This is a genomic window from Coprobacter secundus subsp. similis, from assembly GCF_015097275.1.
GTDB lineage: Bacteria > Bacteroidota > Bacteroidia > Bacteroidales > Coprobacteraceae > Coprobacter > Coprobacter secundus.
Genome location: NZ_AP023322.1, coordinates 2,917,136 through 2,931,226, shown reverse-complemented (window position 1 = coordinate 2,931,226; position 14,091 = coordinate 2,917,136). Strand labels below are relative to the sequence as shown.

9 protein-coding genes are annotated in these 14,091 nt (G+C 37.1%); 7 read left to right on the top strand and 2 right to left on the bottom strand.

The features are described from left to right. The first annotated feature begins 4 nt into the window (after window positions 1-4). Genes Cop2CBH44_RS11645 through Cop2CBH44_RS11615 form a run of 7 tightly spaced genes read left to right on the top strand, consistent with a single transcriptional unit; the run spans window position 5 to window position 12,325 of the window. The gene (locus tag Cop2CBH44_RS11645) at window positions 5-1,714 is read left to right on the top strand and encodes an alpha-1,3-galactosidase-related protein (RefSeq protein ID WP_082430168.1); all 1,710 of its coding nucleotides are present in this window, start codon (window positions 5-7) and stop codon (window positions 1,712-1,714) included. A gap of 11 nt (window positions 1,715-1,725) precedes the next feature. Further along, window positions 1,726-2,868: a glycoside hydrolase family 43 protein gene (locus Cop2CBH44_RS11640; protein ID WP_200754869.1), complete on the top strand. Its 1,143-nt coding sequence runs from the start codon at window positions 1,726-1,728 to the stop codon at window positions 2,866-2,868. A 6-nt stretch (window positions 2,869-2,874) separates the two neighbouring features. After that, window positions 2,875-4,065: a glycoside hydrolase family 43 protein gene (locus Cop2CBH44_RS11635; protein WP_200754868.1), complete on the top strand. Its 1,191-nt coding sequence runs from the start codon at window positions 2,875-2,877 to the stop codon at window positions 4,063-4,065. 25 nt (window positions 4,066-4,090) lie between these two features. Beyond that, window positions 4,091-5,977, top strand: a complete 1,887-nt coding sequence (locus tag Cop2CBH44_RS11630) for a hypothetical protein (RefSeq protein ID WP_200754867.1) — start codon at window positions 4,091-4,093, stop codon at window positions 5,975-5,977. 10 nt (window positions 5,978-5,987) lie between these two features. Next, window positions 5,988-7,490, top strand: a complete 1,503-nt coding sequence (locus tag Cop2CBH44_RS11625) for a family 43 glycosylhydrolase (RefSeq protein WP_200754866.1) — start codon at window positions 5,988-5,990, stop codon at window positions 7,488-7,490. Between the two features lie 12 nt (window positions 7,491-7,502). After that, window positions 7,503-9,428 (top strand): family 43 glycosylhydrolase, encoded by a 1,926-nt coding sequence (locus Cop2CBH44_RS11620; protein WP_055097214.1) that lies wholly within the window; start codon window positions 7,503-7,505, stop codon window positions 9,426-9,428. Between the two features lie 29 nt (window positions 9,429-9,457). Beyond that, the gene (locus Cop2CBH44_RS11615) at window positions 9,458-12,325 is read left to right on the top strand and encodes a DUF8487 domain-containing protein (RefSeq protein WP_200754865.1); all 2,868 of its coding nucleotides are present in this window, start codon (window positions 9,458-9,460) and stop codon (window positions 12,323-12,325) included. A gap of 68 nt (window positions 12,326-12,393) precedes the next feature. On the opposite strand, the gene Cop2CBH44_RS11610 is transcribed toward Cop2CBH44_RS11615, so the two are convergent. Continuing rightward, complete coding sequence (locus Cop2CBH44_RS11610) at window positions 12,394-13,635, bottom strand: OmpA family protein (protein ID WP_200754864.1); 1,242 nt, start codon at window positions 13,633-13,635, stop codon at window positions 12,394-12,396. A gap of 16 nt (window positions 13,636-13,651) precedes the next feature. Next, window positions 13,652-14,074, bottom strand: coding sequence for a hypothetical protein (locus Cop2CBH44_RS11605; protein ID WP_200754863.1), 423 nt, complete (start codon window positions 14,072-14,074; stop codon window positions 13,652-13,654). Window positions 14,075-14,091 lie beyond the last annotated feature (17 nt).

Here is a 14,091-nt window from a genome sequence, read left to right as displayed (position 1 = left end):
GGACATGAATAGACATATTATTATATATATACTGACTTGTGGATGCCTATTTCTATATTTGCCCGATGTCTTTCCCAACAAAGAAATTTCAATAACTCATTTCGGCATCGAACCAAATAATGGAAAGGACGCAACCCTCGCTGTAAGAAATGCAATAAACTATTGTTCAGAAAAAAAAATAAACAAATTGATTTTTCCGAAAGGAAAATATGATTTCTATCCAAAACTCGCGACAGAAAAGACTGTTTATATCAGTAACAATACCGATGGAGAAAAAAGAATTACATTTTCCATTGACAACATGAAAAATTTCGAAATCGACGGGGGTGGAGCGACATTTATTTTCCATGGTTACATCTGTCCTTTTGTAATAAAAAATTGTAAAAATATTATTTTAAACAATTTTTCAATAGATTTCTCCCGGACATTCCACAGTGAAGGCATCATCAAAGCTGTTCACAAAGATGAAATTGAGGTTTATTTTCCAGAAAAATATCCTTTTAAAATAGAAAATGAACGACTTATTTTCACAGATGGCAAAAAGATTGAATATCCCTATGGAAGCCTGTTAGAATATAATACCCTCAAAAAAGAGACAGCTTACCAAGTGCACGATTACTATACCGGACCAGTACTAAAAGCCGAAAATATTGGTCAGAGACAAGTACGTATTCACCTAAAAGATGTCAAAGGAACACCTGGAAATACCATGGTATTTGCACCTAACCACAGATTATGTCCAGCTATAACTATAGATAATACCCAAGATATCAATATTGCAAATATTACTTTATATCATTGTGGAGGGATGGGAGTCATAGCACAAAGAAGCAAGAATATTACAGTAAACAAAATGAAAGTTTCCGCAGCACAAGACAGAACAGTAAGTTGTACTGCCGATGCCACACATTTTGCGAACTGTGAAGGAAAAATTATTCTTACCGACTGTCTATTCGAAAATCAGATGGATGACGCTACAAATATTCATGGGATTTACATGAGAATAGAAAAAATACTTTCATCCACATCTTTACTTCTCCGATTAGTCCATTATGAACAATACGGAATGGACATATTCAAAAAAGGGCAAAAGGTAGAACTGGTCAATGCGCAGACAGTAGAAACATACTCCATAAACAATGTCGAATCTGTAAAACGCTATAATAAAGAGTTTTATCAAGTTGAATTTAAAGAAAATCTACCCTCTGCACTTAAAGAAAAAGATGTTGTAGGCTCTGCTATATATCCGGAAGTTATATTAAAAAATTGTATCTGTCAAAACAATAGGGCCCGAGGGGTTTTATTAGGCTCAAGAACAAAAATTATCGTAGAAGGGAACAAGTTTCACACTCCGGGAGCCGCAATCATGACCGGGGGAGATACTGAATACTGGTTCGAGCAAGGTGGAGTAAGTAATCTTGAAATCAAAAATAACATTTTCGATAATTGCAATTACGGAGTATGGGGCGATGCTGCAATACAAATAGCTGCAGGTTCCAAAGACAAAAGAAACTCTCCACGTTTCAACCACAACATAATCATTGAGAATAATACATTTAACGTATTCGACCCAAGAATACTAAAAGTTTCATCTGTGGACGGATTAATATTCCGCCACAATAAAATAAATCATTCCACGGCATATCCAGCCATACATACAACTGCCGAACCCTTCAATATAGAAAATTCCACTAATATCAATATTCAAAAATAAACACAAATATTATGAAAACTTTCCATTCATATTTTTGGTTATTCTTTGCAGAGACAATCATTCTCAGTACATTTTTTTCCTGCAAACCCAAAGTATCAACAAAGACAATAGAAAAAACTTTCTCATACGAAAACCCTTCTACATTCTCATACATATATGATAACGGGAAAACTACCGATACGATAACCGAGTTGCGTGACCCCTGCATAATCAGAGAAGGTGATACATATTATCTGGTATTTACACATTTCCCTTTCACTCATCACACCAGTAAAGATGAGAGTAAACCAGATATGAATTCTTCTCCGGGGATACGATTATATTCTTCTAAAGACCTTAAAAACTGGACATTTGAAAAATGGCTGGTAAAATCCAGCGAATTACCGGAAGATTGTTCATATAAACATCGTTTTTGGGCTCCCGAAATACACAAAATAAAAAACAAGTTTTATCTCATTTTTTATGCAGATAATTGGATAGAAGACAAATACAACGCTGCTGGAGAAAAAGGATACGTGGCTTTTGTCGGTGTATCAGATAAAGTAGACGGACCCTATGAACATATCTCTTGGTTAAAAGGAGCCGGATGCGATACCAATCTCTTTGGAGACGACGATGGCAAAATATATGCAATCATGCCATTTGGGAACGAATATATACAAGAAGTAGACCTAAGTGGTATAGAACAAGGAGATATAAAACTTATCGGCGAACGAAAAATGATTGTTGCTCAAGATAATAGTGATGTTGGCAAAACATTTAATCCTGATTATATGGAAGCTCCCTGGATGATAAAACGTAATGGAAAATACATACTTTTTACCGGTTCGCCTTATCGTAAACCTAAAAACAATAAAAATTTTACACCTGATTTAGAATATGGATATTGGGTAGGTGTAGCTATTGCTGACAGCATTTGGGGACCTTATAAAAAAGAACCTCAAATATTCTTAGGAGGGCATATCGCTGTATTTAAAGGCCCTGACGGGAAAGAGTGGTTTTCTTATAGAGGCGAAGCTGGAGGAAAATCCCAAGGACTTTTATGCATAGACCCGATACCTTTTAATGAAGACGGGACCATCTCCCGATTTGAACCGACAACCGGTCCGAAAACAATTCAATATACAGAAACAGAAGAAACTCTTATAAAATAAAAAGATATGAGAATAATATTAACAAATAAAATAATTTGTACCCTGACCATTCTTATCATTATAGGATTCTCTGTCTGTTCATGTAAATCTGATCCCGATATTATTATAGACCATAATACCAATAATGGACAGGAGAATAACGACCCTGAACCTCCTGAGTTAATAGAGAAAACATTTACGTTTAACAATCCTTCAACTTTCTCTTACCCTTATTTCGACGGGAGTACAGAAAGAATGATAACCGAGTTACGTGACCCCTGTATAATCAGAGAAGGCGATACATATTATCTGGTCTATACTCATTATCCATTTACACACCATACCAGTAAAGATGAGAGCAAACCTGATATGAACTCCTCTCCGGGAATACGATTATATTCTTCTAAAGACCTTAAAAACTGGACATTTGAAAAATGGCTGGTAAAATCCAGCGAATTAGTAGTAAATTGCCCGTATAAGCACCGTTTTTGGGCACCCGAAATACACAAAATAAAAAATAAATTTTATCTTATTTTCTATGCTGATAACTGGGTCAAAGAAGCTTATAACCCTGACGGTCAGATGGGTACTAAAGCTTTTATTGGTGTATCGAATAATATCACAGGTCCTTATGAACATATTACTTATCTTGAAGGTGCTGGTTGTGACACTAATTTATTTGAAGATGAAAATGGAAAAACATATGCAATCATGCCTTTCGGGGAAATGTACATACAAGAAGTTGACCTTACAGGTATAGAGGATAATAACATACGACTTATTGGTGAACGAAAAATGATTGTATCAGCAGATAATAGAGATGTTGGCAAAAATTTTGACCCGGACTATATGGAAGGGCCCTGGATGACGAAAAAAGACGGAAAATATATTCTCTATACCGGCTCTCCTTATCGAAAAAAAACAGATTCAGAATTCATTCATGATTTGGAAGAAGGTTACTGGGTAGGAACAGCAACAGCCGATAACATTTGGGGACCTTATAAAAAAGAACCTCAAGTTTTCTTAGGAGGGCATGTCGCCATATTCGAAGGTCCGGATGGAAAAGAGTGGTTCTCATATAGAGGTGAGGCCGGTGGTATTTGCCAGGGATTGCTGAACATCGACCCGGTTACTTTCAACGAAGAAGGTGTTGTCATAAAATCCACTCCTACAGTGGGAAGCAAAACTATTACCTACATGGAACCCAAAGATAAATAATAAAACATCAAATATTATATATAACATGAAAAATAAAGTTCATTTCCTATTTTTATTCTGGATGAGCGGTATCCTTTTGGCAAATGCTCATAACCGCATATCGATAACAGATTTCGGATTAAAACCAAACACCGGAGAAGATACAAGACCATATCTAAAAAAGGCCTTGGGAATATGCCGGCAACAACCGGGAACGACACTTTATTTTCCACAAGGGAGGTATGACTTTTATCCGGATAAAAGTATCAATGATGAAATAGATATTATGAAAAGAGAAACAACAATTGGTTTCTCATTACAAAATCTGAAAGATATCACTTTCGATGGTGGCGGTTCTGAATTTATATACCATGGAAAAATGCAGGTAGCAGCAATCAATTCTTGCACAAATGTTACGTTACAAAATTTTTCAGTCGATTGGGACCGTCCCATGATATCTCAAGGAGAAATAATAGAAGCCACAGATACATATCTGGATTTAAAAGTCGATAAAAAAAATTATCCTTATACCATAGAGAACGGAAAAGTTCTCTTTTTGGGAGAAGGCTGGAAATTGCCCATTATGACGATGTATTCTACTATGTACGATAAAAAATCAAAAGAAATAACCTACAACACATGGGACAGTACATTAGGCTCTATTTTCGAACAGATTGCAGAAGAAACCCAAGAAGGTATTCTCCGTTTCCATGGGAAACCCAAAATAATTCCTCCAAAAGGAACAATGGTTTCCCTCTTTCACGTTCGTTACTTTGCACAAGGCATCTCCATAGGCAGAAGTAAAGATATATTGCTAAAAAATATTACGTTATATCATACTTTAAGTAACGGATTCAGTGGATATCGCTCAGAAAATATCACAATGGACAATGCTTCAGTGAAAGTAAACGATGCTAAAGGACGGTATTTCAGCAGTATTGCCGATGCCTCCCATTTTTCTGAATGTAAAGGAACCATAAAAATCCTCAATTGTGTCCACACCGGACAAGGTGACGATTTCATTAATGTACACGGTACAAGCATAAAAATTACAAAAGTCAATGATAAAAATACAATAGAAGTAGCCTCGCAAGGAAAAGGTTCCGGAAACTCTATTACCGTTGGTGATGAATATTGGTTTATCGACCCGACACTAGCACAACGTGGGGAAACACGTACGGTCAAATCCAAAACCAAAATCTACCAAAATGACCGCCTCATCGGTTATACGATTACTTTCGACAGAGAACTACCGGCAAATACCAAAAGCGGAGATTTTCTCGAATGTAAAACGTGGACTCCAAGGCTCGAAATTAGAAATTGTCAAATATTAAAACGCCACAGGGCAAGAGGTATATTAGTAACTACCCCCAAAGAGGTTATCATAGAAGATAATTATTTTCGTACTGCAGGAACTGCAATACTTATCGAAGGAGATTTTAATTATTGGTTCGAATCCGGAGCCAACAATAATGTACATATCCGAAATAATGTTTTTGACAATTGTTTGACTTCCGGGAATAAACATGGCTCCAGAGCCGAATGGGGAGAAGCCGTCATTACAATTACCCCATCGCACATACCACAAGATGCCGATGCAGAACCCTATCATAAAAATATAAAAATATATGATAACACATTTAAAGTATTCGATGCACCACTAATACGTGCCGTATCGACAAGAGCTCTGCTCTTTACTGGTAACAAAATTATCAAAACATTCGATTATAAGCCTTATACTTGGCAACAAGCCACATTTCTTTTAGATGGATGTCGGGACGTAAAAATCAATAAAAACGTATTTGATAGCAAGTATACCACTCGGGACATTCTGATTGAACACATGAGAGAAACAGATGTCCAAACAGATAAAAAGGACAAATTTATTATAAAACCGATAGAGAATCTGGATACCCATATGCAATGGAACTAAAAAAAGTGATATGAAAAATAGCATTCTAAATTATAAAACATGGCTGATAATTATTTCATTATTCAGCATACAAAGCATTATCCTTACAACCCCAATAAATGCAAAAAAAATTCCAAATGGTATTTCTATTTTATTAGACGGAGACTTTCCAGACCCAACCATAGTAAAAGATGGAGACAATTATTATATGACAACTTCCTTTGGAGGATTTCCCTGTCTAATGATATGGCAATCGAATGATTTACTACACTGGAAACGACTCGATTATGCACTAAAAACTCCTGTCGCCGGCGCCGTTTGGGCGCCTGAGTTAATAAAGCACAATGACACATTCTACCTTTACTTTCCTGCCGGTGGTCATATTTATGTCATGACCGCTACAAACCCGACCGGCCCCTGGAGTAAACCTCAAATAATAGAGGGCGTAAGCGGAATAGACCCAGGACATTTAGTCGATAAAAATGGTAATCGCTATCTCTATATCGATAACGGTCGAGTAGTACAATTATCATCTGACGGACTATCTATATCAGGCAAAGAAATAAAAGTATATGATGGATGGAAATTCAGCAACAATTATGGCGTAGAGTGCTTCTGCCTCGAAAGTCCTAAAATGCTATACCGCAATGGGTACTATTATATCATATCGGCACAAGGAGGAACCGGAGGACCGGCAACAAGCCATATGGCCTCTGTTGCTCGCTCAAAATCACCCTTCGGCCCATTTGAAGATAGCCCATATAATCCTTTAATCAAAACTTTTTCTCCATTTGAAACATGGCGTTCAAAAGGCCATGCAACAATATTCGAAGGTCCTAAAGAGCAATGGTATGCTATATACCATGGATATGAAAACGGACATCTCCCTATGGGACGCAAGACTTTACTCGAACCTGTAGTCTGGACTCAAGACGGCTGGATAAAATCCGGAATAAAAAACACGAAAAAAGCCAAAAACTATTTTTTTACAGAAAATACCCGTCCGAAAAATGATGATTTTTCATCCGGTACTCTCAACAAACAATGGACTTTTACAAACGCAGATACTTATAATAATTACAAATTACAAAATAGATGTTTGACTATAATGTGTAAGTCAGGTAATATTAACGGTCTCATGTTACCGATGTGTGATAAAAATTTTGAAGTTCAGTTCAAAATTATTCCTGACCAAAATATTGAAACAGGACTCGTCTTGTATTACGATAAAAATTATTATGCCGGCATGATTCTGAAAAACGGAATAATAAATGGAATACACAAAAACAGACAGCCATTTGGAGACAAAATCCCCATACCCGATACATCTTATTTCAAATTAACCATACTAAACTACAACGTCTACATCAGTTATAGCAAAGACGGAGAAACATGGACTTCATATCCTGATGCATTTGACGTCAGCGGTTACCATACAAATATTCTCGAAAATTTCGGTTCTTTAAAAATCGCTGTTATTGGAGACGGAAATGGAAAAATACAAATTGATGACTTCAAATACCGCACCTTATAAAACTTTCATCTAATGAATAGACTTTCTTATATTTTTATTATTAGTACTTTGTTGCTACACTTCGGATGTAACAAACAAAAAAAAGATACTTCCTCGGTAATATTCGAATATCAAAATCCCATCCACTTTGACAAAGCTGCAGGATGGTACACCGACTTAGTACGAGATCCTCATATTATTAAAGAGGGTAATCGATATTATCTCACACACACTATGATTCCCCCAGGCTCTCAATATGATCCTATAAAACGAAATAATGGAATGTCGCCAGGTGTAAGACTTTACTCCACTGCCAACTTTAAAGATTGGAAAGCAGAAGGATGGATTATAAAATCAGAAGACCTCCCGACCGACTGCCCTTACAAAGACCTGTTCTGGGCCCCTGAAATTAGAAAAATCCACAACAAATTTTATATCGTTGTCTGTGCCGGAAATCTAAAGCACGGTAATTCTGACTGCTTTATCGGAGTTGCCGACTCTATCACCGGTCCCTACAAACACTTCACTCAACTTAAAGGTGGCGGATGCGATGCAAATTTATTCGAAGATAAAGACGGAAAAGTATATGTTTACAAAATAGGCCATAAAATCTGTGTACAAGAAGTTGATTTAAGCGGAATAGAGAAAGGGGACATACACTGGGTTGGAGAGGAAAAAGTTGCTATTGATGATAGTCCAAGCCAAAATAAATTTTGGGTAGACAGTTGGAAAGAAGGCCAATGGATAAAAGAACGAAACGGGAAATACTATCTTTTTTACTCAGTACACGTTCCGGGAAGAGATTCATATCAAAGATTCCAATATTGGGTCACAGTCGCTTACGCCAACCACCCTATGGGACCATGGACACAAGACAAAAATCCGGGAATTTTCTGGGGAGGACACGTCTCTGTTTTTGACGGCCCCGACAACAATTGGTGGTATTCATACAAAAATGAGAAGTTCGATGCCACATGCGAAGACTATCTTTGCATCGACCCGGTATCATTTTTACCTGACGGAACAATAGCCGTAAGCAATCCTACCCCGTTCGATACAATAACTCAAATATTAGCAAATGGAAAGATAAGACAAATGAAGAAAGCCCCTAAGCCCATTCCATCTTATCCTACCCCTCCACCTTTTGACTCACCACGATTACTGCCCTTAAAAAAATATACTCAAAAAGCCAGGCGAATAGGTGACTGGAATTTTTCATCTCTATCTGACAATTCCCCAATAAACGAAGGAAAAGTTTTTGAAAAAAAAGAAATCTATCTAAAAAATAACGCAGGGGAAACCTATCGGTCTTTAATCAGTAGCGAAGGTTGGAACGACGCCGGAATACTGAAATTTGAAAAATTACCTTTCGGAAATGATTCCATACGAGCCGTTGACATCAGTAACGGAAGTCTTCGCTTCTTTTCTGATTCAGGAATTCCTCCATTAAATGATAACAATAATTTTACCGTTTGGATAAGAGTATTACTCAAAAATACCGGATGGCGTGATATGGAAATATTGTCCATACCCAATAGATGGAGTATATATACCACCAAAAACGGAAACTTGGATGTCGTATTTGGAGAACGCTCATACTTCGGTTCTCAACCCAATAAAATTCCTCCCGGCATAATTCTCACGGAGCAATACCTCGATAACGTTCTTATGCAGGATATGCCTAGACTAAAAATAAACACATGGAACGATATCGCTTTTTCCTTTGAGGGAGATGCGTCTGTCAATGATTTACACAAAAAAGAGGTCAAAGTATATCTTAATGGAAAACTAATCGCACAAAAGTCTGGTCGTACTGTTTTCCAAAATGGAGGAGAACTATTCCTCTCAGCCGGAAATACGACTATGGCCAGATTCAATGGGCTTGTTGCCCGTTTAATATATTGGAAAGGAATTGTTTCTGAAAATGAGATAGCACGACTATCAGCAGATAACAACTAACAATCTTTGTATTGTATAACAACAAAAACATGAAAACAAGTCGGATAATCCTATTAATCATAATACCATTATTATTTTTTCTATTCTCCAAGGTTTCTGCTCAAAAGCAAAATAGAATTTATCTGTCTGGAGAATGGCAATTTTCCCTTGATAGTGCTGCTATCGGTATAAAAAACAAATGGTATTTAAAAAATTTCTCCGAAACGGTCATTTTACCGGGAACCACAGACGAAAATAAAAAGGGAAATAAAAATACAATCTTTACTACAGCTCATCTTTCAAGAATATATACTTATTCCGGTGCAGCCTGGTATAAGAAAGAAATCTATATTCCCGAATTTTTTTCGAATAAACACGTAACTCTCTTTCTGGAGCGGACAAAAGAGACAAATGTTTGGATAGACAGCCTATTCATAGGCAGTAGCAGAAGCATTCTTACTCCCCAAATTTTCCAATTGCCCCCCAACCTAAAACCGGGGAAACATACATTAACCATCATGGTCAACAACGACCAGCAAGCATTCCCTCAAGAAACAAAAGGTTCTCATGCATGGACAGAACATACTCAAACCAACTGGAATGGCATCATTGGGAAAATTTATATTGAAGCAAAACCGATAAACCATATAACTGACATACAGATTTCCCCCAATTATCAAAAAAAACGCATTTCGGCAAAGGTAAAAATATTTTCAACCCACAATGAAAAGGCCAAAATTTCTCTACATGCCGAAACCTGGAATACAAAAAATAAGCACAACGCAAAGAAGCAAACATACCCTATTACCTTACATAAAGGTATAAATAACATCGAATTATCTTATTATCTGGGAAAAGATGCCCTTTCGTGGAGCGAATTCGATCCGGAGCTTTATCGTCTGACGGCAATACTATCTACAGGGACAGAGCAAGATACCTCCATAACAAATTTTGGTTTACGGGAATTTAAAACCAATAAAAATCAATTTACCATTAACGGTATAAAGACTTTTTTACGCGGAAAGCATGACGCTTGCGTCTTCCCGCTGACTGGGTATCCGGCCACGGAAGCCGAAGAATGGCGAAAGATTTTCAAAATAGTCAAATCATACGGTATCAATCATTATCGCTTCCACACTTGGACTCCTCCTGAAGCTGCATTCGAAGCTGCAGATATAGAAGGCATATATCTTCAGCCGGAACTCCCTATATGGGGTAGTGTCAATACCGGAAACGAACCATTACTCTCTTATATAAAAGAGACTTCACAAGAAATCTTAAAGAGTTATGGGAATCATCCGTCTTTTGTAATGATGGCTTTAGGAAATGAATTATCAGGAGACAGCATCGTCATAGCCCATATCGTAGAAAATCTGCAACAACAAGATTCTCGAATATTATATTCCAGCGGTTCAAACAATTTTTTAGGGAATAAAGGCAGAATCGGTAAAGAAGATTTCTTTGTAACATGCCGCACGCGACAGTCTACAGATTCAACATACGCACGAAATGTCCGTGCCTCTTTCTCCTTTGCAGATGAATTTGACGGTGGATATATCAACGGGATGTATCCCTCTACCCGACGCACATACACGCAAGCTTTATCGGGGTGTACAGTCCCGATTATCGGACATGAGACCGGACAATTCCAGATATTGCCGGATTTCAAAGAAATAAACAAATATACCGGAATATTACGTCCTGCAAATTTAGAGATATTCAAACAACGATTAGCTCAAAATAATTTACTTAAACAAATTGAAGATTTACACTTTGCATCCGGAAAATTTGCAGCTATATGTTACCGAGAAGACATAGAAATGGCTTTACGGACCCCTGAATTCGGAGGATTCCAAATACTTGACCTACAAGACTTTCCTGGACAAGGGACTGCATTGGTAGGATTACTGGATGCCTTCATGGAAAGTAAAGGTATCATAGAACCTTTTGAATTTTCCCAATTTTGCAATCGGGTCGTACCTTTAGCTTTATTTGATAAATATTGTTGGAACAACGATGAAGTTTTCCTATCTACCATAAAAATAAGTAACTATGCAGAAAAAACAGTCGGAAAACAAACTATAAACGCATATTTATCAAATGACTCCGGAGATACCATTGCGAAACAACAGTGGTATACTCTATTGCAAAATGGAAAACTGAATCATATAGGAGAATTCGAAGTGTCTCTAAAGTCAGTAAAAAAATCAACTAATCTGACTCTATCAATTTCTATCGAAGGAACACCATATCAAAACAAATATAAAATATGGGTATATCCCAAAAGAAATATTCTCCAAAAACAGAATATTACCATATGCCGAAAAATAGACAAGCAAATGTTCAACCTATTAAAAGAAGGCCGAAAAATTTTGCTGCTTCCAGACTCGAAAGAAATAGAAAAAGTAAGTGTCGGAGGAATGTTTTCTCCAGATTATTGGAATTTCTCAATGTTCAAAAGTATATCCGAATCTCTGAACCGAACTGTTTCTCCCGGAACACTTTCTATACTTACGGACCCATCACATCCTCTTTTCTTAGATTTTCCCACCGAGTCCCATTCCAATTGGCAATGGTGGTCTATATTGAAAAATTCCCGTCCCATCATTCTAAATAATCTAAAAAATTACATTCCACTGGTACAAGTTATAGATAATATCGAAAGGAATCATAAATTAGGATTGATTTTCGAGTTTCAAATGGGCAAAGGCAAGCTTCTGATATGTTCGTGCAATCTGGATAACATCATGGACAAACCAGAGGGTTCTCAATTATATAATTCTATTTTGGAATATATGGATTCCCCACATTTTTCTCCTCATGTACAAATATCCGAACCGGAATTGTTCAATTTATTCAATTCCGAAATCAAAAACACAGAAATAAAAGGTGTAAAAAATATCACATCATATGAATAAAACCCAAAAATAACAATGCCTGAGCAGAATTCTGCTCAGGCATTGTTATTTTTGGGTTTTATCTCGTCTTATTTATGTATTGCTGTTACAATAACTACCCTGTTCCATTCATTCTGTTCATAAGGTTGTGCATCTGTACCTACTCCCTGAACTTCTACTCGTTTACGGTCAATACCATATTTCTCAACCAAAATATCTTTAACCGCAGCACCACGTTTTGTCGAAAGACGTAAATTGTACTCCGGTGTTCCAGTTTGCTGGTCAGCATACCCTGTCAAACGGAGTTTTGCTTTGGGATTTTCATCCAAAAACTTTACAATATTCACAAACGTAATTTCTTGTCCACGTACCGGTACAGTCTTATTTATATCGAAAAGAATAGACCCCAACATAAGCGGCTCATTTGCTTTCATTGGAACTTCTTCTCTTACTTTCACCTCCTTGTAAACTGTATCATTCACCGTTTTAACCACTTCTACAGTTCTCATGGCTGCCTCAGGATTGATAATCTGTACATAGCTGACACGTCTTGATTTCCTTGCAGAATGTCTGGGCTTACGTGCCTTACGTCCTGCTATATTGAATCCTCTATTTTCAAAATTATAAGTTACCCCCAAAGTAACTGCACAATTACTTTCATACATTCCTCCGGTAATACGCCCATCAAACTGGTCGGGAAACAAAGAGCTCTGGACTTCCAGATTCAAATCGAACCCTTTGGGTAATTTATATTTTCCCATCAAAGAAAAATTGGTAGAAATGGCATTTACTTTCGGAGCCCCTTTATAAGAAAAAGCATGGGCATAGCCAAGTCCTACAGCCGGAATAATATCCCATTTTCTCTCCGGTTTATATCCCCCTACCAAATTTGCCAAACTTACCTGAAAATCGAGGTGCATATTCATATAACGCAAATAATGGCGATAGCTCCCATCCGGACGAATAACACTCTCATTTCTGACCGGGTCATTAGGACCATAAATCAATCCACCATTCAAAGGGTCATTCAAGTATATCCCGTCTGTCGTGCTATTTCCATTGAACCCATAACCCTGAATCTGAAATCTTGTACCCCAATAAGGCGAAAACCATTTTCCTCCCGTAAGAGAAAGCGATGGAGTAATACGTTTTCCAAAATCAAGTTTCGATGCATCCGCAGAAAAAAGCAGTTGAGCACCGGCACCAATTTCAATATACCAATTCGAACGAATATCCATCGGTTCTGCATTTCCTTCAGCACGAGCAAAACCATTAGATATGCACAAGGTGCATAATGCACCGGAAAGAATATATTTATTTATCTTTTTCATAACTATTTTTATCATATTATTGAACTATATTCAGGGATAGCACTTCCGGAGCATCGACCGTACCATATACAGCATCCTGCTCAAAAGGCAAAAAGGAATCTGTCGTATACATATATTTATTTTGCGTACTATAATACCGGAACGATACATTTGAAATCTCCTCGGGAGTCCCTTTTATCGTCACAAAAAATGCATTATCGACAAGTATTCCCACTCCGCGACATTCATCATTTATAAATGCTGCAACTTGGTCATTTTCGTTAAAATAAGGTAACAGATTGTTAGGTAACACTACTACGGCAGTCATATTTACCGAATATTTTGCATCATCAACCTGCCAAACCGGTGCAGGAAATTCCGTATACGTCTCATCTTTCTGACAACTGCCCATACAAACAGCTAACAACAAGAACGTAAAATATTTTATTAAATTTTTCATATTCAAACTATTAAGCA